General features: G+C 46.3%; 22 protein-coding genes and 1 pseudogene. 16 read left to right on the top strand and 7 right to left on the bottom strand.

What is annotated here, in order from left to right; genetic code table 11:
- Positions 1-111: 111 nt before the first annotated feature.
- A complete protein-coding gene (locus tag QUA40_RS08155) occupies positions 112-813 on the bottom strand; it encodes a DUF4079 domain-containing protein (protein ID WP_333123804.1) in 702 nt (233 codons plus the stop codon).
- Positions 814-1,179: 366 nt separating this feature from the next.
- On the opposite strand from QUA40_RS08155, the gene QUA40_RS08150 reads away from it, so the two are divergent.
- Together QUA40_RS08150 and QUA40_RS08145 are read left to right on the top strand one after the other, a co-directional pair.
- Positions 1,180-1,329: a hypothetical protein gene (locus QUA40_RS08150; RefSeq protein ID WP_333123801.1), complete on the top strand. Its 150-nt coding sequence runs from the start codon at positions 1,180-1,182 to the stop codon at positions 1,327-1,329.
- A gap of 12 nt (positions 1,330-1,341) precedes the next feature.
- Positions 1,342-1,473, top strand: a pseudogene (locus QUA40_RS08145) (winged helix-turn-helix domain-containing protein); the annotation flags it as partial.
- Between the two features lie 162 nt (positions 1,474-1,635).
- On the opposite strand, the gene QUA40_RS08140 reads toward QUA40_RS08145, so the two are convergent.
- Both QUA40_RS08140 and QUA40_RS08135 read right to left on the bottom strand, forming a co-directional pair.
- A complete protein-coding gene (locus QUA40_RS08140) occupies positions 1,636-2,058 on the bottom strand; it encodes a DUF6335 family protein (RefSeq protein ID WP_333123799.1) in 423 nt (140 codons plus the stop codon).
- A 238-nt stretch (positions 2,059-2,296) separates the two neighbouring features.
- On the bottom strand, positions 2,297-2,503 hold the full coding sequence (locus QUA40_RS08135) for a hypothetical protein (RefSeq protein WP_333123798.1): 207 nt from the start codon (positions 2,501-2,503) through the stop codon (positions 2,297-2,299).
- A 165-nt stretch (positions 2,504-2,668) separates the two neighbouring features.
- Here QUA40_RS08135 and QUA40_RS08130 point away from each other — a divergent pair, with 165 nt between their 5' ends.
- Positions 2,669-3,082: a peptide chain release factor 1 gene (locus QUA40_RS08130; RefSeq protein ID WP_333123796.1), complete on the top strand. Its 414-nt coding sequence runs from the start codon at positions 2,669-2,671 to the stop codon at positions 3,080-3,082.
- A 239-nt stretch (positions 3,083-3,321) separates the two neighbouring features.
- Here QUA40_RS08130 and QUA40_RS08125 read toward each other — a convergent pair whose 3' ends face one another.
- Positions 3,322-4,833, bottom strand: a complete 1,512-nt coding sequence (locus QUA40_RS08125; protein WP_333123793.1) for an FAD-dependent oxidoreductase — start codon at positions 4,831-4,833, stop codon at positions 3,322-3,324.
- A 101-nt stretch (positions 4,834-4,934) separates the two neighbouring features.
- Here QUA40_RS08125 and QUA40_RS08120 point away from each other — a divergent pair, with 101 nt between their 5' ends.
- The 4 genes from QUA40_RS08120 to QUA40_RS08105 all read left to right on the top strand — a co-directional run bounded on the left by QUA40_RS08120 (position 4,935) and on the right by QUA40_RS08105 (position 9,142).
- Entirely contained in the window at positions 4,935-5,783 is an 849-nt protein-coding gene (locus QUA40_RS08120; RefSeq protein ID WP_333123789.1) for an ABC transporter permease, read from the top strand.
- Between the two features lie 72 nt (positions 5,784-5,855).
- Positions 5,856-6,713 (top strand): ABC transporter permease, encoded by an 858-nt coding sequence (locus QUA40_RS08115; RefSeq protein WP_333123787.1) that lies wholly within the window; start codon positions 5,856-5,858, stop codon positions 6,711-6,713.
- A 51-nt stretch (positions 6,714-6,764) separates the two neighbouring features.
- Positions 6,765-7,826, top strand: coding sequence for a spermidine/putrescine ABC transporter substrate-binding protein (locus tag QUA40_RS08110; protein ID WP_333123785.1), 1,062 nt, complete (start codon positions 6,765-6,767; stop codon positions 7,824-7,826).
- A gap of 227 nt (positions 7,827-8,053) precedes the next feature.
- Positions 8,054-9,142 carry an ABC transporter ATP-binding protein gene (locus tag QUA40_RS08105; protein ID WP_333123782.1) on the top strand — a complete coding sequence of 363 codons (1,089 nt, stop codon included), beginning with the start codon at positions 8,054-8,056 and terminating at the stop codon, positions 9,140-9,142.
- A gap of 28 nt (positions 9,143-9,170) precedes the next feature.
- Here the strand turns inward: QUA40_RS08105 and QUA40_RS08100 are convergent, their stop codons facing one another.
- Entirely contained in the window at positions 9,171-11,324 is a 2,154-nt protein-coding gene (locus QUA40_RS08100; RefSeq protein ID WP_333123779.1) for a protein phosphatase 2C domain-containing protein, read from the bottom strand.
- A 334-nt stretch (positions 11,325-11,658) separates the two neighbouring features.
- Between QUA40_RS08100 and QUA40_RS08095 the strand changes: the two genes are divergently transcribed.
- The gene (locus tag QUA40_RS08095) at positions 11,659-12,144 is read left to right on the top strand and encodes a hypothetical protein (protein WP_333123776.1); all 486 of its coding nucleotides are present in this window, start codon (positions 11,659-11,661) and stop codon (positions 12,142-12,144) included.
- A gap of 89 nt (positions 12,145-12,233) precedes the next feature.
- Here QUA40_RS08095 and QUA40_RS08090 read toward each other — a convergent pair whose 3' ends face one another.
- Positions 12,234-12,626 carry a Fur family transcriptional regulator gene (locus QUA40_RS08090; protein ID WP_333123774.1) on the bottom strand — a complete coding sequence of 131 codons (393 nt, stop codon included), beginning with the start codon at positions 12,624-12,626 and terminating at the stop codon, positions 12,234-12,236.
- Positions 12,627-12,769: 143 nt separating this feature from the next.
- On the opposite strand from QUA40_RS08090, the gene purS reads away from it, so the two are divergent.
- The 8 genes from purS to QUA40_RS08050 all read left to right on the top strand — a co-directional run bounded on the left by purS (position 12,770) and on the right by QUA40_RS08050 (position 20,599).
- Positions 12,770-13,054, top strand: a complete 285-nt coding sequence (gene purS / locus QUA40_RS08085) for a phosphoribosylformylglycinamidine synthase subunit PurS (RefSeq protein ID WP_333123771.1) — start codon at positions 12,770-12,772, stop codon at positions 13,052-13,054.
- A 282-nt stretch (positions 13,055-13,336) separates the two neighbouring features.
- The gene (gene purQ / locus QUA40_RS08080; RefSeq protein WP_333123768.1) at positions 13,337-14,038 is read left to right on the top strand and encodes a phosphoribosylformylglycinamidine synthase subunit PurQ; all 702 of its coding nucleotides are present in this window, start codon (positions 13,337-13,339) and stop codon (positions 14,036-14,038) included.
- A 325-nt stretch (positions 14,039-14,363) separates the two neighbouring features.
- Positions 14,364-15,167 (top strand): DUF4058 family protein, encoded by an 804-nt coding sequence (locus QUA40_RS08075; RefSeq protein WP_333123765.1) that lies wholly within the window; start codon positions 14,364-14,366, stop codon positions 15,165-15,167.
- Positions 15,168-15,305: 138 nt separating this feature from the next.
- Positions 15,306-17,351: an ATP-binding protein gene (locus QUA40_RS08070; RefSeq protein WP_333123762.1), complete on the top strand. Its 2,046-nt coding sequence runs from the start codon at positions 15,306-15,308 to the stop codon at positions 17,349-17,351.
- Entirely contained in the window at positions 17,344-19,557 is a 2,214-nt protein-coding gene (locus QUA40_RS08065; protein WP_333123760.1) for a hypothetical protein, read from the top strand. The genes QUA40_RS08070 and QUA40_RS08065 overlap by 8 nt, the downstream gene beginning before the upstream one ends.
- Before the next feature lie 231 nt (positions 19,558-19,788).
- The gene (locus tag QUA40_RS08060; RefSeq protein WP_333123757.1) at positions 19,789-20,007 is read left to right on the top strand and encodes a hypothetical protein; all 219 of its coding nucleotides are present in this window, start codon (positions 19,789-19,791) and stop codon (positions 20,005-20,007) included.
- 8 nt (positions 20,008-20,015) lie between these two features.
- The gene (locus QUA40_RS08055; protein ID WP_333123754.1) at positions 20,016-20,255 is read left to right on the top strand and encodes a hypothetical protein; all 240 of its coding nucleotides are present in this window, start codon (positions 20,016-20,018) and stop codon (positions 20,253-20,255) included.
- Positions 20,252-20,599, top strand: a complete 348-nt coding sequence (locus QUA40_RS08050; RefSeq protein WP_333123751.1) for a type II toxin-antitoxin system PemK/MazF family toxin — start codon at positions 20,252-20,254, stop codon at positions 20,597-20,599. Before QUA40_RS08055 ends, QUA40_RS08050 begins: the two co-directional genes overlap by 4 nt.
- Before the next feature lie 47 nt (positions 20,600-20,646).
- Here the strand turns inward: QUA40_RS08050 and QUA40_RS08045 are convergent, their stop codons facing one another.
- Positions 20,647-23,205, bottom strand: coding sequence for a PhoD-like phosphatase (locus QUA40_RS08045; protein ID WP_333123748.1), 2,559 nt, complete (start codon positions 23,203-23,205; stop codon positions 20,647-20,649).
- Between the last annotated feature and the right edge of the window lie 13 nt (positions 23,206-23,218).

Raw genomic sequence — 23,218 nt, 5'->3', positions numbered from 1 at the left:
GTTTCTCGTTCTCATTCCTGTGATTACCAGGACTTTCTTACATTCAGAAACCGGGTTTATTGGTCTAATTTCTACTAATTTTAGACGGGAATCTCGAAGTAATGCGATCGCTCACGGCTTTGGGCAGGTCTTATTGGGGAAATCACAGCTATAAATGTAGGGTTTCTGCCAGTTAAAAGGAATTTCTAATAAATCCCTGGTTCCGGTCATTCCCTGTCCCAGAAAGAGTAGCACAGCGATCGAGTTCAAGATGACATGGATAGTGCGCCAGCGATTCGATCGATCTTTGTAAATATCTTGAACAATCGCCAGCGAAAACACCATAAGCAGCGCAGCGGTGATGCCAATGTAGTAGTGAGACCAATACCATTCATTAGTTAGCCTATAAACGCCATCTTGAGTGCCAAGAATAACCAGGCCAGTACCTGTTAGGGTCGCAAATATGCCGCGCCATAAAGCGGGTGTAGCTCGATATAGCATGACCAAAGAGGCGATAGTTACAACAAACATCAGCACAATGAAAATGACCTGAAACGAGTTTTTGCTCCAAACATCCTTGCTCCAAATATGCTCAAAAATCGGGTAGGCTAGACCCAACAAGGTCACTCCTACCACAGAACCTGACAGAATTCGACCTGCTTTGACGTGTTCTGGACCGACTACAGGTGGAATTTTGCTCTTGGTGTCGATCGCAATTTGCTTCCGACGCTGCATAGTTTGCCATGCCATATTGAGAACAATACCAAGCATAGGAAAAACAATCGCTACAGCTAAAATAGGATGCAGCAAAGCCAGAAAATCTTTAAATTCCATAGATCACCTTTTTGTTGAAGAGGGTTGGCTTCATCAACCCGGTTTTTGCGATACATAATATCATAGCCGGTGATCTAACCACAGTAAGTTTGTAGTCAGGATCAATAGTTATTATTCACCGGCATATAGAGTGCTAAAGTCCTTACTACAAAAACGCTTTATGAGGGGTAATTCACCGGAAATGTTGAGCAATAAGAAGATATAGCAGTTCTCAGTTACGTGAGGTACAGCTTTCTCAATTAAGCAATGGAGCAATTACAATTACCTTGTTCTCAGGCCAATGAAAACTGCTCGCGGTAATGTCAGTGGCGGTTAGCGACTAATTCCCTGCATCACTTTGAGCCTATATCTTACTAGCCTTTGAGTATGGAAGAACTCCTCGCGATAGTCAAAGCAAGTCTGCGCCGAACTCAACCAAATGACCCGGATAATTTACAATTTGAAGACCTAATCTTGAGCGGTTTAACCCGTGAAGTTTATCGAGGCAGTCAACTAATTGAACTCACTGCCAAATAGTTTGATTGGTTAGAATTTATGCTGCGAAATTCCCATCAAGTGATTACCCGCGACCGCATTCTAGAAAAAGTCTGGGATTACGATTTTATGGGCGAGTCAAACATTATTGAAGTGTATATTCGTGGGTTACGGATTAAATTATAAACAACTAACTCCAAACGCCTGCTGCATACTGTTCATGGAGGGGGCTATGTGTTGCGAGATCCCAACTGAGGAGGGGCGGATTTACAAATACTTGGGATATGAAGTATGGATAATGGTCAACCCGCTCCTATTATACTACCTATTGTTTTGTACCAAATAGACCTATAAATCCGGCCGTTCCTGATAATCTTCCGCAGAACTCGGGTCTAATTCCCACCGACTTTCATCTCGATGTTCAAGCATATCTGTTGTGTGCAAAATAGCCCCATCTGGCATTTCTATGCCCGCAGCAGCTCCAAGTTCGTCAACCAGATCCAGGTCGGGAGTAGGCGCAGTTCCGCCCACCGATTGCTCGCCAGTGGCACTTTCTTGTTCCGCAGCCGGATCGCCATCCTCGCCACCGATTCGGGAACTGGTGGAAGAGTATTCCGAACTGCTGTCCTGCAGGTTTGTTATGTCGTCTTGGCTCAATCCCGGTTGATCGATGACGCCGGTACCGTAAGATTCGGTAATTTCTTGAGGCAATTCGCCCAAATTATCGCGTTCTGTTGTTGTTTTTGCGTTGCTTTTCTTTTGCTTGGCCACGATACTTGCTCCTGTTTGTTTTTGAACTCAATTAAATTAAAAATGTCCGAATTTGGCTTTAACTGAATTGTTTTTAGTAATTGCCGATGGCTATAATTAAGTGGTATAATAATTTCTATTTAACCTTTTAGCTTCTATCCTAGGAAATATATTGATTCGGCTCAGCTATTTCATTGGGAATACAAAAAGCGATCGCCCGTTTGACAAGGGCGATCGCTTTTTAATGGGGAGGCTAATTCTATTCGGGAAAATCAGGAATTACCCATTTGGGTGGTTCCGTCCGTTTCCTTCTCACCGCTTCCTCTGCTATTTCTAGCATTTTATCCAAAGAAGTATTTTCAATAAAGTTGGACGTTGCTTCTGCGTATTCCCGCTTCGGGCACTTGTCGCCCAGAACGCAGCCATTGACGCAAGCTACAGCACAATCGACACTGTTCTCCACCATAACTTTTTTCCTTTCACGCTTCCAACAACTAATAGGCAGGTACTCTGGGTGAATTGGTCAAGAGACACCTGTATATCTTTATTTTACTTCACAAATTGTCATCAAAGGTCGATCGCCAGCGCAAAACTGTTATAAAATTAAAGCAACCTACCTAATCTGCCGATCGTGAACAATTTTCTGCGGCGCTTAAAGCTTTTACCTTGGCGAGAAATGCTGCAAATTGCCGCCCTCGTCAACTGCATCGTGGTTGGATTGGAGTTATTTTTAGCCTGGGGTTTCACGCAATCGCAGGCAATCCGCAACGTCGTGACGCTTCTCTACGGTTCCTCCCTGGGGATATTGATACCTTTTGCGGCAGCATTGGGAATGGGAGCTTTAGCAGTGTACTTTTTAGAGTATTGGCAACAACAATTTTTGCTCAACCGAATTAGTTTGTGGGTTTTAGTTGGGTGCGTGCTCTTGGGTTTGGTGTTAAAGTCATTCCTACCCATACCTCCTTTATTAGCAAGTTTATCGGAAGCTGCACTAATCGGAGTTACGGTGGGAGTTTTTTGGAAGGGCCGGCCTTATTGGCGATAGTCATTAGTCAGTAGTCATTAGCCCATATGTAGGGGAGCAATGACATTTTCTTACAGAAAGCATTAGTATGACGCACCTTACCGCTAAGCTGTTCCCCATCTAAATTGTATTTTTTGTGCGGGCTACGAGAACCCACCCTACAAGAACTTTATCAAACTTGACTATACAATTTAAATGCACAACAGCTTAACTATTAACTAATGACAAATGACCAATGACAAATGACCAATGACTAAAAATTATGGCAGCCAAAAATCGGGAAGGAAAGTTTTAGTCAAACTGCGAGTAAACTGATTAATTTTTCTCCCGATTTGAATATGCGGTTCGTCAGCTTCCACGGGAATAATTGCCGCTTTGTTTCCGATTCCGAAACGCGAAATTACCAAATTTGCCGCCTCCAAACCAGTAACATAAGCCTTTTCCTGCGACCAAGAACCGTGACGGGTCACAACCCAATCGCCACTCATCAATACATTATCATAACTTGTTACTGCCGGCAACAAATACTGATAGCTGCCAGGGGCAAAATGCGTCACCGCCCGCGACAGCCGAATCACGCTGCTGTCAATTACTTTGGCCTCCCGAAAAGCCGGAATGCAAGTCCCTAAATCCCCCTGAACTAAGGAAACTATTTCCTCATCTTTTAGGGGAATTAATTGGTTGGCGTGATAAAAGTCAGCTTCGACAACTGTTCCCGGTTCGTCTCGAAATTCGTCGTGCAAAGCATTCAAATCAAAAAACGTCCAACCTGTAGTTGAACTAAATCCAAAACAGGCATTAGAAGGCAGGGGAATGTCAATTTTTCTGTCAAACCACAGGCGAACAGCTAACACGTCAACTGCACCCAAATTCATCGCGTCCCGAAACTCTTGGCGACTTTGCAAAGCTGGACTGCTGCTGATAATTTTTTGCATTCCCGTGACGCCAACTGCAAAAATAACTGCATCTGCATCGAAGGTTTCTTCGCCGCAAACAACGCCTGTTGCTCGGTTGTTGCTGTCAACTATTACATCAGTCACTCGCCGCTGAGTTAATACTTTGGCACCGATTTTTTCAAGGCGCTCCACCCACGGGCGAAAGATTTTTTCTCCGACTGTTCCGCGACACCAAACTACATCAAAATCCGGTTGGTGTGCTAAGATAAAATAATAAAGCATTCCCAAAGCTGCGGCGGCAGAACACTGTTCTCCTGGCGCAAATAAACCTACTAATAACATCGGTTCAAAAGCATCGCGGTAAAGTCTTGCAGAAACGCCAAACTGTTTGAATAATTCGCGGGCTGTGACGCGATCGTACCTGCGCCACGCTTCGTCGGAATTGTCGAAATCTAGGACGGCGTAGAGTAAGGGCAAGGCTGAAAGCCGATCGACTAATGGCAGCCTTTTAAATCTGGTGTAAAGAAAGGTTCCTAACGGTGTGGGAAGGATCGGTTCGTCCTGAAAAATCGGCGATTCTACTTCCAATCCGGCGGGTGAATACTGACAAGAACGAGTCCAAGGCGTGAAGGGATCTAGTCCTAATTCCTTGACTAAGGAAAAGATATTTTTGTAGGGATACCAGAAGCCGTGAATCCCAGCTTCTACGGAACGCCCGCCGGCGGTTTTCCACCCTGCAACTAAGCCTCCCGCATAAGGGCCAGCTTCTAGCAGGGTGACATCATAGCCTTGCTGGGCTAGGTGATAGGTAGCGCCTAAACCGGCCCATCCTGCACCGACGACGACTATTTTGGGGGTTGACGATTCTCCTGACATTGCGTACCTCTTGATAATTTATTAATGATGACATAATTCATAAAATGCGGATTTGATATAAAATGTGTTGAATTATGTGCTAAATTTGCCTTGAGTAAATAATGAGTGTCAAAAACCGCCAGCAAATTAACCTCTTGCTGCTCTTATTTCCTGCCACCGTCTGGCTGATGGTTTTCTTCATTTTGCCCGTGCTAATTGTACTGTTGTACAGTTTCTTAGAACGCGGTACATACGGCGGCGTTACTTGGATATTTACTCTCAGCAACTACCAGCGTTTGTTCAGCGGACTTTTCTTAGGAGTAATTGGGCGATCGCTCTGGCTGGCTTTTCTGACAACGGCCGCTTGCTTATTAGCTGGCTATCCCCTCGCATTCTTCATCGCCACCCGTTCTCCCCGCTGGCGAAATGCTTTGCTTTTGCTGGTAATTATTCCATTTTGGACTAATTTTTTAGTGAGAACTTACGCCTGGATCATACTGCTGCGGAGCGAAGGAGTAGTTAACACAGCCTTGCAAAGCCTGCAAATTATTAGCGAACCGTTAAACTTGCTTTTTACGCCTTTCGCTGTGGCGATCGGTCTTATTTACGGCTATTTACCTTTCATGGTTCTGCCTTTATATTCTAGCATAGAACGCTTCAATTTTTCACTGGTAGAAGCAGCTCACGATTTAGGAGCAAATGATATTCGCACTTTCTGGCGCGTGTTTTTACCATTAACAAGTCGTGGCATTGTTGCAGGCTCTATTTTAGTTTTTGTTCCCGCAGTCGGTGCTTTTATCACACCGGATATATTGGGGGGTTCTAAAACAGTTATGGTGGGAAATTTGATTCAAAATCAGTTTATGAAAGCTCGCGACTGGCCTTTTGGTTCGGCGCTTTCTATGCTGTTGACGGTAATCATATTGATTCCGGTTTTAATTTACTTCCGCGTGTCTGATGAAACTCAATAAGGTAAGGTATAAACGAATCGTTACACCCGGCGTTTAGGTTAAGATACGCTAATGATTAATGACTACTGACTAATGACTAAAACAAAACTAGATTTACTCGTGCGGGCGATCGGCAAAAAGTGGCTTTGGGTACAAGCTGGACTAGCATTTGCCTTTCTTTACTTGCCAATTCTCATCTTAATTATTTACTCGTTTAACGCCTCCAGATTCAATGCCGTTTGGCGCGGTTTTACCCTTGACTGGTATCGCAGTTTGTTTAGCAATGCAGGCGCGACGATTGCTACGAGTAGCAGCGCAGGAATTTTGACAGCGCTCAACAACAGCTTGCTAATTGCAGCTATTTCGACTTTGCTGGCCACCGTTTTTGGTACAATGATCGCGCTAGCACTGGAACGCTTTCATTTTCCAGGGCGCAAAGCAGTAGAAGCTTTACTGTTTTTACCCATTATTATGCCCGAAATTACGATCGGCATTTCGCTGCTAGTTTTCTTTACCCTAGTATTTCGGATCGTAGAAAATCTCACGGGAATTCGCCTCAATCTCGGCTTACCTACTGTAATTATTGGTCACGTTGTCTTTAATATTTCCTTTGTGACTATTACTGTCAGGGCGCGTTTGGCGGAACTAGATCCTCAATTAGAACAAGCAGCTTTTGACTTGGGCGCTAACGAATGGCGGGCTTTTTGGCGCATCACTCTTCCTCTAATTTGGCCCGCTATTTTCAGCGCAGCACTCCTGGCTTTTACTCTGTCGCTGGACGATTTTGTCGTGACATTCTTTACCACCGGCGTCGGTTCAGTGACGCTGCCACTATTTGTTTACGGCATGATAAAATTTGCTGTCACGCCAGCGATTAATGCCATTTCAACTTTGATGCTGTTAGCTTCCTTATTGCTGGTTTTATCATCGCTCAAAGTTCAAAAAAGTTAAATAAATTGCTTTATGTGTCATAATTATTATCTTCTGCAACTAACAAAACCTATGAAACGCCTGCTGACTTTCCTACTTTTGTTTGTGATGAGTGCAACGGTGGCTTTCGGCTGTAGCCGCACAGGTGGCAACCAGCAGCAAGTGCTTAGCATTTACAATTATGCAAGTTATATCGCCCCAGAAACGATCGCCCAATTCGAGAAAGAGAACAATGTTAAAATTCAATACGACACTTTCGAGAACAGCGACGCACTATATGCCAAACTCAAACAGGGAAACCCCGGTTACGACTTAATATTTCCCGCCGATTATATGGTGAAAATCATGATCGCAGAAAATATAATTGAGCCTCTGAATTTAAACAATATTCCCAACCAAAAAAACCTAGAACCTAAGTTTATCAATCAAGCTTTTGATCCGGGGAATAAATATTCCCTGCCCTACCAGTGGGGAACGATGGGAATTGGCTACAACGTGAAAGCAACTAAGGGCGATATCAACAGTTGGGCGGCGATGTTCGATTCTAAATATGCCGGAAAAGTTGCGTGGCAAGACGATGCCAGATACACATTTGCAGGCGTTTTAATGTATTTAGGATTTGACCCAAATACAACCAATCCCGAAGAGATTAACAAAGCCCGTGATTTGCTGATTAAAAGTAAAAACATCATTGCAGCTTTTGTCCCCGACACGGGTCAAAATCTGCTCGATCAAGGAGAAGTAAATCTGACGATGGAATGGAGCGGCGATGTTTTTCAAGTTATGAAAGAAAATCCTAATCTTCGCTACGCTATTCCCAAAGAAGGAACAATTATCTTTTCTGATAACATGGCAATTCCTAAAGGTGCGCCCCAGAAAGAGTTAGCGGAGAAATTTATTAACTTTATTTTGCAACCAGAAGTAGGCGCTAAAGTGTCTAATTTTACCCACTTCGGATCGCCCAACAAAGCAGCAATAGATCAAGGTTTAATTGACCCGAAAGATTTGAAAAATCCTCAAATTTACCCGCCGGCTGAGGTGTTTGGCAAAATGAAATTATTGCAGGATGTCGGGAAAGCAACTGCATTGTACGATCGAGCTTGGACGGAAGTTAAAGCAGGGGCCGGAAAGTAGAGAGAAAACAGGTCGCGGCTGGGGCGGGTTTACTTAAATTTTTAGCTTGTATTGGAGTTGCACCCTTCTCAAGAACAGGCAAGATGCCTGTTCCACAAAGAATAAATTTCTTGTGGAACGGGCATCTTGCCCGTTCATAAAAGCCTTATTGAAAATGGTGAAGTATCTCAGTTTAACCGGGTTCTATCTCAGATTTTTATTACTCATAACTCACACATACTAACACAATGCACGCCGTCGAAGTTTTAGACGTTTCCAAAGTATTTAAAAGTGTCCGTAGTCAAGATTTCTTAGCTGTAGACAACATCAACCTGCAAATTTACGATCGCGAATTCTTTTCTTTACTCGGCCCTTCCGGCTGCGGCAAAACTACAACTTTGCGAATGATAGCGGGTTTTGAAATTCCCACAGCGGGCGAAATATACATTCACGGTCAACCGATGCAAAATCGCCCACCGTTCCACCGCCCTGTGAATACCGTATTTCAAAACTATGCTTTATTTCCGCACATGACAGTAGCACAAAATGCCGCTTTTGGGTTGGAAATGGAGAATTTACCTCAGAAAACAATTCGCGATCGCGTTGCTGAAGCCTTAGCATTAGTACAGTTAACCGAGGTTGAAAAACGCTATCCCCGCCAACTCTCAGGCGGACAGCAGCAGCGAGTAGCGCTAGCAAGAGCATTAGTCAAACAGCCGTCTGTTTTGCTGTTGGATGAACCCCTAGGAGCGCTGGATTTAAAATTGCGTAAAGAGATGCAATTAGAATTAAAAAAAATGCAGCAAAAATTGGGAATTACATTTATTTATGTAACTCACGACCAAGAAGAAGCCCTAACTATGTCGGACAGAATTGCAGTAATGGAGGGAGGAAAACTGCAACAAGTCGGGACGCCTGTTGATATTTATGAATATCCTAAAACGCGGTTTGTTGCTGATTTTATTGGCGACAGCAATTTTTTCAGCGGGCAAGTAGTAGAAAAGCAAAATGGTAAAATAATCGTGTTGATTGACCAGCAGTTGCCCGTGTTAGTGGCGACAGCAGAAGAGTTGCCCGCTGGGAAAGTTGTTACCCTGGTGTTGCGGCCAGAAAAAGCTGCTATTTATCCGGCTAATTATGATGTTGAAAATAGCTGGCCGGGAATAGTAGAAGAGGCTATTTATATTGGCACCGACACGCGCTATACGGTGCGGTTGACTGCTAAAAGTTCGATCGCCCTTCGCCGACAAAACTTGCACAGAGATGACTTGCAGCGACACAAAGTCGGCGACAGCGTTCGAGTGGCCGTGCCGCCGGAAAGTATCTGCATTTTATGAAAGGTTCTGCTTAATTCAAACTCCCTTACTACGGTGATGGCGAAGGAGTTGTCGCTTCTTCGGGCAAGGGAATTTCCGCAGGGTTCGATGCGGGCGACGGCGAGGGACTTTCGGCCCCTGGCGAGGGAATTGCCGCAGGAGTCGATTCTGGCGACGGCGAGGGACTCTCCGAAGGAATCTCAGCCCCTGGCGAGGGAATTGCCGAAGGACTTGGGGCGGGAGTTTCCGGCGGTGGCGGAAGTTGTTCGGGCCCTGGCTGGGTGCTTTCGAGGCTACGCACCCACAAACCTAAAGCGCCGCAGGCTAACATCAGCCCCAACAGCCCCAGTAGGGGCAGCAAAAGCTTGAACCGCCGTTTTTTAACTGGTTCCTCCGGGGCGGGGGAAGTTTCGGGGTACAGCAACTGTTTGGACGATTCACGAAGCGGAGGTTCTGCACGGAGCCCCGACTTCTGGAGGGAGCGCGGCAGGGACATCGGCAACGACACCGACGCTGCTGACACCGGCGCTGATGCCACCGCTGATGCCACCGCCGGATCGAACAGTACCAATCTCTCCGGCGACATCCGACAGTGAGTTGCTACCACAGAGGTGTTGTCATAACCGTTTTTCTCGTTGGCGAGACGAATCCAAGATTGAACCGCGGCTTCCAAAGACATTTTGCCCTCAAGCACCTCTGGGCCATAATTCTCCCAATAGTGCTCTACCAAATCGTTGTCGCTCAAACCGTCGGAACACAGTAGCAGTAAGCCTTCCTCTTCGACAATAAATCGCTGAATCGTCGGGCGCAGGAAATCGCCGTCCCGCGTGCCCAAAGCTTGAGTCAGGGCTCCTGCATCCGATCGCAGTTGAGTTTCCCAGTATAAACAGTGTCCTAGCTGGACTTCCCTTGAGGCTACGTCGTCGTCCACAGTCAGCCGCTGACAGTAATTTTTGCCAATCCAATAAGCGCGGCTGTCTCCAACATTGACTAAATAAAGTTCGTGACTGTTATTCGACGGCAAATCCTCGGAACTTTTCACTTTTTGAGGCAACTGGAGGGCCATCACCAAAGTCGTCCCCATCCGCTGCCGCAACTCTTTTCCCTGCTCGTTATTTTGAGCGGAAATCACATTATTCACAACTCTCACTATTTCTTCGAGTTGCTTAATTACCATTGGTGGCGTCATCAACTCTTCTTGTTGAGTGATTTCTGCGAGCAAATTTTGGATTAAAGCTTTCAGGGACTGGACGGCTAATTGACTGGCAACTTCTCCTCCTTCGTGGCCTCCAACCCCGTCGCAAACCATTGTCAAGTAAGGAATTAATTTGTCATTCCCTGAAGTTTTGCTCGATTGAAAATCAGCAGCAGTTGGATAGCAACTGTCTTCATTTTGGGAGCGCTGCGGGCCGGTATCAGTCATGCCGACTACTTCTAAGTGCAGAGGCAATTTAGCGGCTTGTTCTAATAGTAAATCGTTGAGTTCCAGGGCGATCGCGTCCAAATTCATGCTGCTGCGGCGCATAAACTGACAAATCTCTCCGAGTCTCGACTGCACCTCGGGTTGCGCTGATTCCACCAAACCTGACCACACATCTCCCAAATCCCGCAGCGTCGGTACAAAATTGCCGGGGTGCAGTTCCCGCAGGCGTACCCGCCAACCTTCCACCCGCAAATTTTCCGGTACCAGCAAACTCGAAGCGACTCCCTGTTCCGATAGCGGCGCCCACAGTTGGAGCATTTGCCACAGCCAGTAAACTTGCCGCGCGGCGCTTGTCCCAGACCAAGCTTGTAAAATAGAAGGATACAGGCTGCCGAAATTATTTATTGGCACATTTTCCAACAACAGCACCTCTGTCGCTTCCGGTGCTTCCCCAAGCGAACATAAACCGTATACTTCCGGCGTATGCAGCCGTTGGGGATACAAATGCAGGTAAGGCATAATGCTATCCGGCAGTTGTTCCGGCACGCTGGGAGGCACAGCAGGACGGCTGTCGAGCCAGATTTGGGGTGCAATGACGAAGTATCGATCGGCTATTACCTTACCCGTCGGCACTTCCTCGGCTGCTTGCCCCACCACCCACACATAGCGATAAATTAAATCGGTTTCGCAAGCTGCACACTGCTGGCGGCCAAAGGTATTGCGGGGATCGGCACAGCTAAGATTCGGGCAATAAATGGGTTCGGAGAAACTGCTGATCATATCGAAATAGTTTGTGTAAAAACATTCTGAAGATATATGATTCGCAAGCGCAAATTCATGAGCTTGAGAATAAACTGATTTTAGCCCCTATCAATTTCTTAACTGCCTTTGGGCCCCTAGAAATTGTAGTTTCTGCCAGTCTGCACCGGCTTAAATTGTAATTTAAGTTACTAAACTCAGACTTGGATTAGGATGGAAGCCTCAACCTGGTACGGCTGCGCGAAAAATCGCACTGAGGGCCCCCAAGTGGCAAACCCTTGCAGAGTCAGTTGTTGGCATTTCTTAAATCTTAAATTTCAAATCTAAGATCTAAATAGTATCACCTATTCTTTTTATGATCTTGACTCCGACGCTCCTTTGGCTGCTAGCTGGGTCTTTGCTCTGTTTGGCAGAGCTATTTCTCCCGACTGCTTTTGTGGCTTTTCTGATGGGACTGAGCGCTTTCGCCGTAGCAGTTAACAGCGCCAAAGGTAAGGCCCAAGCGCAAGTTCTGGATGCAGAAGCGCGCCAAAAAGCGACTATTTTGGAGGCGGAAGCTCAACAAAAGGCGATCGTCCTGAAAGCTCAAGCAGAACGCCAAAGTCAGGTTTTGAAAGCTCAAGCTACTTCTGAGGCTTTGCAGATTATCGGCAAAACTCTGCAAAATGACCCCAATGCGCGCGAAGCTTTACAATTTTTGTTAGCTCAAAATTATTTGGATATGGGTTTAAAAATTGGCACCAGCGACAGCAGCAAGGTGATGTTTATGGACCCGCGCAGCATTCCCGCTACGATGGAGGGATTGCGATCGATTGTTGGGGAAGGAAGTAAGGCTGATTAGCCAGTTAACTGTTGACTTTTGACTGTTAACTGTTGACTTTTGACTGTTGTCATTACCTATTACCTATTACCTATTACCTATTACCAAATTTAAGATTCTTGAGCCAAACTACATCGATCGCACAATCCGAAAAACTCCAAAGTGTGATAATAAATCTTGAAAGAATGAGATTGTTGTAGTTGGCTTTCTAAGTGGTGGACGGGGCATTCGTCGATCGTAATGGAGGTGCCACATTCCAGACAAGTTAAGTGATGTTGGTCTTGGTGGGCTGCACCATAGAGAGATTCGCCACTAGCGAGGGTTCTGACGTGAACGAACCCCTCTCGCTTTAAACCGTCGAGGGAGCGGTAAACGGTTGCTAAGCCCATGCTTTGGTCGCTGTTACGCAGTTCTAAGTAGATATCTTGCGCGGAGAGCGATCGATTCAGGACTTTGAGCAAGTTTAAAATACGCTCCTGACTGCGGGTGTGGTTGGTTCTCATAATTTTTTTCTCGAATCTGCTGGAATCAAATCTGTCCCTATTTCTAGGCTATCTTACTTGGGCGAACCAAATGGCGATCGGCGCGCAGCTCAGTTGTAGAATACAATGGGGCTAACTTTCACATCACCTACCGCAACATTCCCGTGACTCAGAAATATCTTGCCCAAATCTATGTTACCCTCCGCCCTTCTGTTTTAGATCCCGCCGGCACTGCCGTACAGTCTGGTTTGCAACACATGGGATACGACAATGTTGAGGGCGTGCGAATCGGGAAGTATGTTGAATTGACGCTGACTGCTGCTGCTGAGTCAGAGGCCCGCGAACAACTCGATCGCATTTGCGACCAACTTTTGGCCAATCCAGTGATTGAAAATTATCGCTTTGATTTGACTGAAATTCCTGTTGCTGTGGAGACAGCGGCGGCATAAATGCGATCGCCCCTAGGGTGTTTTTAAACTCGGAGATCCCCCCTAACCCCCCTTAATAAGGGGGGGACAAGAGGTTCTCAAAGTCTTTGTTAAAAACACGAAAATTCCGAACACTCAAAGTCCCCCTTTTTAAGGGGGATTTAGGGGGATCGAGACTTCGATACAAGGGAGAAAAACATAAAATTTTAGTCTTATGTTGACACCTCTTCCTTCTTCCTGACATCCGTTACATCCGTTACATAATCCGTTGCCGAACTTCCTTCTTCCTTCTTCCTTCAGCTTATGAAATTTGGAGTTATTGTTTTTCCGGGTTCAAATTGCGATCGCGATGTGGTGTGGGTGACTCAAGGGTTACTCCACCAACCGACGCGGATGATTTGGCACGAAGATACCGATATTTCGGATATTGATATCATTGTAATTCCCGGTGGTTTCAGTTACGGAGATTATTTGCGGTGCGGCGCGATCGCCCGTTTTTCTCCGGCGATGCGGGCTACTGCGGAACACGCGAAACAAGGAAAGCTTGTATTAGGCATCTGCAACGGTTTTCAGGTGTTGACTGAAGCTGGTTTGTTGCCCGGTGCTCTGGTGCGGAATGCGGGATTGAATTTTATTTGCGATCGCGCTTCTTTGAAAGTCGAACGCGGTAATACTCGTTGGACTGCGGCTTATACTTCGGGTGAAATCATCGATTTGCCGATCGCCCACGGTGAAGGCAACTATTATGCCGATGCAGATACTTTAGCAGAGTTAGAAGAGCACAAGCAAGTGCTGTTTCGCTACTGCACTCCGGCGGGCAAAATTAACGCTTCTGGGAATCCCAACGGTTCGTTAAATAATATTGCAGGCATTTGCAATCGGGCGGGCAATGTGTTAGGAATGATGCCGCATCCTGAGAGGGCTTCCGATCCGATGTTGGGCGAAACTGATGGGATGAAATTGTTTCAAGGGTTGTTGATGGCAAGTGTTGCTGCTGTTTTGTAGTTGCAATATTTGTCTCTGATTTTATGAACAGGCAAGATGCCTGTTCCACAGTAGATTAAATTTGTTGTGGGGTGGGCCGGAAAGCCCGCCCCAAATCAACAGGCAAGATGCCGGGTCCACAACAGATTAAATTCATCTACAAATAGACATCTCCAATAATTACTGTGGGACAGGCATCCTGCCTGTTCTTGACAAGCTTTAACTGGTTCCCAGGCTCCAGCCGGGGAACCTATATCCAGAGGCTCTGCCTCGCTTTAAAGCGACGCACCTACCAAATTAAAAATGCTAAAATGATTTGAAAGTCAATACATCGGAAAACAGTCCTATGCCTTCACCCTTTCCTGGAATGGACCCCTACTTAGAACACCCCGATTTCTGGCAGGAAACTCATCATTGGTTAATTTCTGCGATCGCAGCATCCTTAGTCCCTCAAATTCGCCCTAAATATGAGGTTGCAATCGACAAACGCATCTATGAAATTACAGATCCAAATGACAGTAACAGCGACTCCCTTTTAGTAGGTATCCCCGATGTCGCGATTAAGCGTCAATCTAATAACCCGAATATTCCTACAGGTTCAGTTGCCACTTTAAATATAACACTTCCGACTACCGTTAAAGTGCCTGCTCCTGAAAAAATTAAACAGACTTACCTGGAAGTGCGAGAAATGGCAACTAAACAAGTTGTCACCGCAATTGAAATTCTTTCTCCTGTCAACAAACGTAGTGGAGAAGGAAGAATTACTTATCTCAAAAAACGCCAGAGTATTTTAGGTAGCTTAACTCATTTAGTGGAAATCGATTTACTACGAAAATGGGAATCTATGCCCATTCTTAATAATTCTATTCAAAGCGATTATCGGGTTTTGGTCAGTCCCAGTAATCGCCGTCCCTTTGCCGAACTTTATGCTTTTAATCTCCGCGATTCTCTACCTATATTTCCGCTTCCCTTGCGCGAGGAAGATGTAGAACCTATTGTTAATTTACCTGAAATATTTGCAGGTATTTACGATCGCGCTGGCTATGATTATCGGATCGATTACAATCGAGAACCCATACCGTCCCTACCGGAAGAAGAGCGGGTTTGGGCAACCCAACTTTTGCAAGAGAAAGAACTTCGAGATAATTAATTATATTTTACTTTATATCCTAGAGTTAGTCGCGATCGACAATCTCTAAATTTACTTGAAAATTTCGCATCGACGGACTAAACGGCAGCCGGCACTATATAATTACTACCAACTTTTAAAAAGAGGAATATTTATTTTATGCCACTAATTGACTTAGCTAATTTTAAAATTAGGGTTATTGGATGCAGTGCGGTGATGGCTGTTGGGCAAGTTATTTCAAATGCGATCGCCAATCCGGCAACTCAAGCAGCAGCGGGTATTATCGGCGGCCCGATCGCACTTGGGGGAGTTTCTATCTTAGCAGCAATTGCTGGTAGTATCGCTGAGACTATGGCCGCTGATGAACTGGCAAATCGGATGACGGAACGGTTGAGCAAAAATCCGAGGATTCTCGACAATCACGATTTGATTAAGGCCGCTGGTGAGGCGATCGGCTATATTTTGAGAGAGGTTGCGAAGTCGGATCGCCTAATTGCGATCGCCGAAACCAAAAATTTGCCTTATCCAGAAACAGCACTCAGTCAATTAGCCGAGAAAACTCCTGAATACTGGCTGGATATTAACACGAATACAGCCGATTTGTCAAGGGATTTAAATATTTCCGAAGACCAGCTAACTCGGATTTTTTCTGCGGATGCCGAGGAGTTCGATCGAGTTACCGGATTGGCAACGGCAGATTGGGCAAGTTTCCTCAACGAATTCGCCGCCAGCGAGGGCAAATCCTTGGATGCGGAAATTGTGGAATTTGTGGCGGACAAGCTGTACGCAACTTTCCCGAAAGCGTACCGCGAAGTGCTGAAACTGGATGCGGCGAAGGGAGGAGAAAAGTTTGCAGCGATGCTGTTGAACCTGCACCAAATTGCTTTGGCGGAACTCAAAGACTTAGGGCTGCAAAATGGGGAAATTCTGCAAAAGTTGGAGGCCGTGGCAACTGGGCAGCAGATTTGTCAAGTGATGGTGAAATTGGAATCCATAGAAATTGGCATCCGATCCGATTTGGGGCAAATTAAAACATCACTGGAACGATTTGTTGATACTTCCGCGCCCAGATTGCCGCTTCCCTACGAGTGCGAAACGATTATTCAAGACCGCACTCAAGACTTTATCGGCCGCCGATTTGTGTTTGAAGCAATTATCGAATTTTTGCAGAAAAATCCCAAAGGATATTTTGTTTTAGAAGCCGATCCTGGTGTCGGGAAAACTTCAATTATGGCAAAGTTAGTGCTGCTGCTGAAGCGGCGCTGTGTTGTCCATTTTAACTCGCAATCTCAAGGCACGGTTAAGGCAAAGCAATTTCTCGAAAATGCCTGCACTCAGTTAATTCAAGCCTTTAAACTGGATTACCCAAAACTGCCAGACAATGCAACTACAGATGGCAATTTTCTCAGTCGATTGTTGGGGGAAGTCAGTGCTAAATTGGGCGGAAAAAAGTTAGTTTTTGTTGTGGATGCCCTCGATGAAGTCGATCTGAGCGATCATGGGCGTGGTAGCAATGTCCTGTATTTGCCAGATGCTTTGCCGGATAATGTTTATTTTATTGTCTCCAAGCGGCCGGAATCTCTGCCTTTGCCAAATCATCAGGTTTTTGATTTGATGCAGTACAGTGCAGAAAGTTTGGCGGATGTCAAGCTTTATATTGACAAACGCACCAGCAACAGCGCGTCAATTCAGAGTTGGATTAACCGTCAAAATTTGCAGCGCGAACAGTTTGTGGCGGCGGTTGCCCAAAAAAGCCAGAATAATTTTATGTACCTGCGCTATGTGCTGAATGATATCGACAGCGGCAAGTACAGCGATGTGAATTTGCAAGATTTGCCGAGGGAGTTGGAAGGATATTATGAGAAGCATTGGGCGCGGATGGAAATGGCGGTTAGAGATAAAGAATTGCGCCGCCGGAAGTTGAAGGTGATTTATTTGTTGACCAAAACTCGCAAGCCGGTTTCCTGCGATATTTTGGCGGATTTTGCCGAGGAAGATGCTTTGGATGTGCAGGAAGTTCTCGATGATTGGGAACAGTTTCTGCGGCGTAGCAGCGACACTCCGCCGGATTACAGTATCTATCACGCGAGTTTCCAAAGATTTCTGCATCGTAAGGATGTAGTGCAGAAAGCTGGGGTTTCGCTGCGGGATATTGAAACGGCGATTTCTGATAATTTGTGGGAGGATTTGTACGGCGATGAGTAAGTTTAAAGAACGGTTGGGGAAACTGTCGCCGAAAAAGCGGCTTTATGCTTTGGAAACTCTGCCGGGGCATTTGGCTGAGAGTGTTCAAGGGGAACGACTGCATCAGTTGTTGACGGATTTTGATTTTATTGAGGCGAAGTTGGATGCGTTGGGGGTTCAAGCGTTAATTGAGGATTACGATTTAGCCGTAAATTCTGATGTGTTGGTGTCGGGGGATCAAAGTCAAACTCTGAGATTGATTCAAGGAGGAATTCGCAAGTCGGCACACGTTTTGGAATGGGATAAAACTGAATTAGCAGGGCAATTGTTGGGGAGGTTGCTAGATTTTGAAGTGCCTGAGATTCAGGGCTTGCTGGAACAAGCCAAGCAGTCGTGGAAAGATAGTGTTTGGCTGCGGCCTTTGAGGGCTAATTTAGAACGGCCGGGAGAAGGATGTCTGCGAACCCTCACCGGTCATACTGAGTCGGTATATGCAGTGGCGATCGCACCAGACGGCAAAACCGTGATTTCCGCTTCATACGATAAAACCCTGAAAATCTGGGACACCGAGACAGGTACGGAAGTTAGAACCCTTACCGATCATACTGACGTGGTAGAAGCAGTGGCGATCGCACCAGACGGCAAAACCGTGATTTCCGCTTCATGGCATAACACTCTGAAAATCTGGGACACCGAGACAGGCACCGAAGTTAGAACCCTCATTGGTCATACTGACGTGGTAAATGCAGTGGCGATCGCACCAGACGGTAAAACAGCGATTTCTGCTTCATATGATCACACCCTGAAAATCTGGCATTTGCTCAGTGGCACCGAAGTTAGAACCCTCACGGGTCACAGTAACTTCGTAACAGGAGTGGCGATCGCACCAGACGGTAAAACAGCGATTTCCGCTTCAGGTGATCACACCCTGAAAATCTGGGACACGGAGACAGGCACCGAAGTTAGAACCCTCATCGGTCATAGTAACTCGGTAACAGCAGTGGCGATCGCACCAGACGGCAAAACCGCGATTTCAGGTTCAGAGGATAACATCCTGAAAATCTGGGACACAGAAAGTGGCACCGAGCTTAGAACCCTCACCGGTCATACTAGCTCGGTAACAGCAGTGGCGATCGCACCAGACGGCAAAACCACGATTTCAGCTTCATGGGATCAAACCCTGAAAATCTGGGACACAGAAAGCGGCACCGAACTGAGAACCCTCATCGGTCATACTCACAAGGTAACAGGAGTGGCGATCGCACCAGACGGCAAAACCGCGATTTCAGCTTCATGGGATCAAACCCTGAAAATCTGGGACACAGAAAGCGACATCGAACTGAGAACCCTCACCTGTCATACCAACTCCGTATATGCAGTGGCGATCGCACTAGAGGGCAAAACCGCGATTTCCGCTTCAGGGGATAACACCCTGAAAATCTGGCACACAGAAAGCGGCCTCGAACTATTAACCCTCACCGGTCATGCTGACTCGGTATATGCAGTGGCGATCCCACTCCATGGGAAAACCGCGATTTCAGCTTCATGGGATAACACCCTGAAAATCTGGGACACAGAAAGCGGCACCGAACTATTAACCCTCACCGGTCATAGTAGCAGGGTAACAGCAGTGGCGATCACACCAGACGGCAAAACCGCGATTTCAGGTTCAGAGGATAACATCCTGAAAATCTGGGACACAGAAAGCGGCATCGAACTATTAACCCTCACTGGCCATACTAAATCGGTAACAGCAGTGGCGATCGCACCCGACGGCAAAACCGTGATTTCAGCTTCAGGGGATAACACCCTGAAAATCTGGGACGCAGAAAGCGGCGCCCAACTGAGAACCCTCACCGGTCATACTAACTGGGTAAATGCAGTGGCGATCGCACCCGACGGCAAAACCGCGATTTCAGGTTCAGGGGATAACTCCCTGAAAATCTGGGACACAGAAAGTGGCACCGAACTGAGAACCCTCACCGGTCATACTAACTCGATAAATGCAGTGGCGATCGCCCCTAACGGCCTCATAGCAGTTTCCGGTTCATCCGATAATACCCTGAAAATCTGGGATCTACTTAGTGGCAAAGAGGTTGCTAGTTTCAGCGGAGATTGTAGCTTCTATTGCTGTGCAATTTTGCCTGATGGGGTGAGTGTTGTAGCGGGCGATGCGTCGGGCTGGGTGCATTTCCTACGATTGGAGGGAGTTAGCGGCGGGCGATAATCGGATTTTTGGGTTGATTCGGGCGATCTAATTTGAAATTATCGGCGCTTGAAATCCCGGCGGTTAGAAACCGCGTCTACACAAACGATGTCCGCCTACGCGGACGAAGAGGGTATTCGGAGATTGAAAATCATCGGCTGAAATTTTCAACCCGCGAAGGCGGGTTTTGTCTGTGTAGACGCGGTTTCAACCGCCGGGGTTTTTGGGTTTCAACCGCCGGGTTTTTGGTGGATGGGCGATCGGGTTTTTTGTGGATGGGCGATCGAAGTTGAGAGAAATGTGCGATCGGGTTTTTTGTGGGTGGGCGATCGGATTTTTGTGGATGGGGCGATCGATTTTGAGAGAAATGGGCGATCGGGTTTTTTGTGGATGGGGCGAACGGATTTTTTGGTTGATGGGCGATCGGGTTTTTTGTGGATGGGCGATCGGGCTATAATACAGAAAACTTGACAACAAAAATGACTGTCATGAGAGAGTTAATCCAACAAGAATTAGAAAAGTTCGATCGAGAACAACTCCAACAAGTATTTGAATTTATTAGCTTCCTGAAATTCCGTGCCAGATTAGTGACTATTCCCGCGATCGATGAAACTAACTTAGCTGCACTCTACAGCGAATTTGCCGAAGAAGACCGACAACTGGCGGAACTCGGAATCAGCGAATATTCAGAACTCCTCAAACATGAGGATTTGGCATGACAATCAGACGAGGTGAAATCTGGATTGCCAACCTCGATCCCACACAAGGTTCCGAACAAGCAGGCGTGCGTCCCACAATTATTTTTCAAAACGATACAATTTCGAGATACACAACTACTGTTCTCAGTATTCCTCTCACAACTAATCTGCGTCGCACATCTCTTCCTTCCTGTGTTTTGATTCCCGGCGGTGAGGGAGGATTAACTCAAGATTCTGTGGCATTGTGCCATCAACTGCGAGTTTTGGATAAAACAAGATTGCGAAATAAAATTGGTGAAGTCAATCCAGAGATACTGGTACAATTAGAAAATATCATATTATTTACCTTGGGTTACTTACCTTAAAAAATAAATCCTCCGCGATTTAAACTGCCATTGAAACCGCCGGGAATCTAATCATCCTCATCCAATCCCAGCGGCACAAAATATTGACTGTAAACCACACTATCCGATGCCCAAAGTGGCCGCCAATAAACATTTTGCATCACCGCCTTCTCACCATCACCCTCAGCAGGCCACTGAAAACTGACGATCGCAATATTGCTATATCCCACAATCTCATCACCCTCTTGCAGCCAGCGATTGCGCCACAACAGCGATATAAAATTCCACAACCTACGCAGCCGTGGCAATCGTTTATCTTTATGCGATCTATTTGACGCAGTTCCCTTTTCTAGCTGCAAAAACATCCGAGCTTTTTGTCGTTTAATCCAGTCAATCCGATATCCCCAATCAGGCAGAGATTGTCTATTCCTGACAGCAGCCGCCAGAGCTTTCTTTTTGCCACTCCTCGGAATTTTCATTAATTCCAGCGGCTCATTCCATCCCAAACATTCGTGCGATCGCTCAGGAAACAGCGACTTAATCTTAGTATGAATTAAATGCGTTTTCCACTCCTCATTGATAAAAGCACTAGCCGTCAACTGCGCCAACACAGAATATTGACAATTTGATTGATAATTCCCCCCCTTCAAAGGCTCAATATTCGCTCTAGAATCGCCAAAATGACAATCAGACCAATAACTCAGTCGCACAGCAGCAGCATAGTGAATATCCCCCGTCAACAGAATCACCCGATCGCGCTGCTTAAAAAACTCCGACAACAGCTTCACAAAAGCCAACTCATGAAAATTCCAAGCATCCCCCGCATCGCTATTAAAAACCTTCCCCTGTTCCACATCCCACTTTTGAACTGCATCAATAATCCACAAACCCACCAAATTTGTCGGCACAACCACCAGCGTCGCCTCAATCTCAAACTCCCCAGTTTTATTCAGCAAATCAGTTTCCTTCAAAGGTTTCTGAATTTGCTCCTCAAAACCTTTGTGAGTCAAAAGCATCGGCGGATCGATCGCGCTTTTCACCGGATACCCCCGCCAACTCCGTGTATCCAGCACAATCACTTCGTGCTTAAAACTTCTGACAGTAAAATGCCAATTCAAAACCTCATTTACACCCTCGTCATCTCGATCCAAAATAAAAACATCTTCATCTAATTTCAACTTCGGCAAATGAGTTTTCGGATCGAGCTCTGGAATTCCCAAATACTTAGCGGCATTCTCCCAAGCAGAAACATCAGTCCCCGCCGAATTCGACCATTTTTCAGCAGCTTTTAATAATTTATCTCCCGGTTTTGCGCGATCGAACTGTGCAGGCGTATTTCCCCAAGCCTGAAACACAGCGTAAGCCAGCAAAGCATTCTGCACCACCCGCCGGCCCAGCGGCTTTCCCAGCACCCGGTAACACCACTCTCGATTCAAATACCAATCGTCGCTAACATCGTGATCGTCGCAAATCATATAAGTAGGAATATTCGCTAGCGCCCTCCTCACCCTCCACAAATTGCGAGCAAAACCGTCAAGTTCAACAACTTCTCTATCCCAGACTTTTGCCTGCTTAGAATTTGGGCAAATATCCTTACCCTTGGGAAAACGCTCGCACCAAAGTATCGGCGACCAAACTAACAAATACATCGCATAATATTCGCCCAAACTAAACAAGTGACTTTTAGCATTGTTGGGTTTATTCACCAACATCGCCGTAAAGCCACCACAATCTCTGGCAATATCGCTGCGAGTCCCCGGCTGTAACTCAATAGGTTTTTTGGACTCATACTCAACATCAGACGGTTTCTGAATTGGCGACTCTCTAAAAATTTCTCTCTCTTGGCCAACTGCATTTTCGTTTTCCGAATTTTTAGGTATACTGATACACAAATTCTTTTTTATTTGGGCATCATCCATCAGGGGTAGACTTTCTTCCCAGCCCAACAGTGTATCGCCAGCGTCAGTCAAAGCCCACAGCATCGCATCGGCAACATCGTCGCCGTAAATTTGGTCGCCCGTTAAAAACAGTTGATGGGGCCTGCTATTTGGCGTTCCTGCAAACTGTTCGATCGAATTATCCAAGATTGGCAGCGCATCTCTGCCGTCTCCGTGGGGCTTGCGACAAGAACCGTGAACAATCCGCAAATAGTTTAAATCCTGCGGTGGCAAGGCAAAAGTCGGCAACTGGTGAGCGAAATAACTAATCGTCTCCGGCCCCAAAGCCGACAAATCAGGGGATGCCGGCCACAGGCAAGAAATGAGATTTTCTTTCTCATTTTCTGGGACTGCAACCCCGACGTTCGACTCGCGACTCCCAGCAAACTCGATGTCATAAGCATAAATTTGCCCAGATGTCAAGACATTGCTATTAATTGGTTTAGCAGTCACCGCCACTACGTGTAGGTATTTGCCGAGCTGCACGGTAGAGTTCGCACCTTGGAGCAATGGTCGATCGACAATTTCGCCGGTTCCGCCCTCTGTCGAATAAACCTTGAGTTCGACTTGGCGGGGTGCTTTCAGAGCGAGCCAAACTGTCACGGCCTGAGTTTCAGTCCGGCGCAAAATCGGGCCCGCAAGGATGAGCGGCAAGTGATGAATTCGATGACTTAAGGGCGTCCACGACATAGGAATTAAAAAT

It is taken from the genome of Microcoleus sp. Pol11C3, from assembly GCF_036701485.1.
Classification (GTDB): domain Bacteria; phylum Cyanobacteriota; class Cyanobacteriia; order Cyanobacteriales; family Microcoleaceae; genus Microcoleus.
Note: the sequence above shows the minus strand (reverse complement) of the source record. Positions and strands in the feature narration are given on the sequence as shown.

What these genes read in the sequence shown, in the direction of transcription:
- QUA40_RS08090 (WP_333123774.1), bottom strand. Translation starts at nt 12,626, where the DNA reads ATGAGAACCAACCACACCCGCAGTCAGGAGCGTATTTTAAACTTGCTC.
- QUA40_RS08100 (WP_333123779.1), bottom strand. Translation starts at nt 11,324, where the DNA reads ATGATCAGCAGTTTCTCCGAACCCATTTATTGCCCGAATCTTAGCTGT.
- QUA40_RS08070 (WP_333123762.1), top strand. Translation starts at nt 15,306, where the DNA reads ATGCCACTAATTGACTTAGCTAATTTTAAAATTAGGGTTATTGGATGC.
- QUA40_RS08110 (WP_333123785.1), top strand. Translation starts at nt 6,765, where the DNA reads ATGAAACGCCTGCTGACTTTCCTACTTTTGTTTGTGATGAGTGCAACG.
- QUA40_RS08045 (WP_333123748.1), bottom strand. Translation starts at nt 23,205, where the DNA reads ATGTCGTGGACGCCCTTAAGTCATCGAATTCATCACTTGCCGCTCATC.
- QUA40_RS08075 (WP_333123765.1), top strand. Translation starts at nt 14,364, where the DNA reads ATGCCTTCACCCTTTCCTGGAATGGACCCCTACTTAGAACACCCCGAT.
- purQ (WP_333123768.1), top strand. Translation starts at nt 13,337, where the DNA reads ATGAAATTTGGAGTTATTGTTTTTCCGGGTTCAAATTGCGATCGCGAT.
- QUA40_RS08055 (WP_333123754.1), top strand. Translation starts at nt 20,016, where the DNA reads ATGACTGTCATGAGAGAGTTAATCCAACAAGAATTAGAAAAGTTCGAT.
- QUA40_RS08105 (WP_333123782.1), top strand. Translation starts at nt 8,054, where the DNA reads ATGCACGCCGTCGAAGTTTTAGACGTTTCCAAAGTATTTAAAAGTGTC.
- QUA40_RS08050 (WP_333123751.1), top strand. Translation starts at nt 20,252, where the DNA reads ATGACAATCAGACGAGGTGAAATCTGGATTGCCAACCTCGATCCCACA.
- QUA40_RS08155 (WP_333123804.1), bottom strand. Translation starts at nt 813, where the DNA reads ATGGAATTTAAAGATTTTCTGGCTTTGCTGCATCCTATTTTAGCTGTA.
- QUA40_RS08150 (WP_333123801.1), top strand. Translation starts at nt 1,180, where the DNA reads ATGGAAGAACTCCTCGCGATAGTCAAAGCAAGTCTGCGCCGAACTCAA.
- QUA40_RS08060 (WP_333123757.1), top strand. Translation starts at nt 19,789, where the DNA reads ATGGGCGATCGGGTTTTTTGTGGATGGGCGATCGAAGTTGAGAGAAAT.
- QUA40_RS08115 (WP_333123787.1), top strand. Translation starts at nt 5,856, where the DNA reads ATGACTAAAACAAAACTAGATTTACTCGTGCGGGCGATCGGCAAAAAG.
- QUA40_RS08065 (WP_333123760.1), top strand. Translation starts at nt 17,344, where the DNA reads ATGAGTAAGTTTAAAGAACGGTTGGGGAAACTGTCGCCGAAAAAGCGG.
- QUA40_RS08120 (WP_333123789.1), top strand. Translation starts at nt 4,935, where the DNA reads ATGAGTGTCAAAAACCGCCAGCAAATTAACCTCTTGCTGCTCTTATTT.
- QUA40_RS08125 (WP_333123793.1), bottom strand. Translation starts at nt 4,833, where the DNA reads ATGTCAGGAGAATCGTCAACCCCCAAAATAGTCGTCGTCGGTGCAGGA.
- QUA40_RS08095 (WP_333123776.1), top strand. Translation starts at nt 11,659, where the DNA reads ATGATCTTGACTCCGACGCTCCTTTGGCTGCTAGCTGGGTCTTTGCTC.
- QUA40_RS08135 (WP_333123798.1), bottom strand. Translation starts at nt 2,503, where the DNA reads ATGGTGGAGAACAGTGTCGATTGTGCTGTAGCTTGCGTCAATGGCTGC.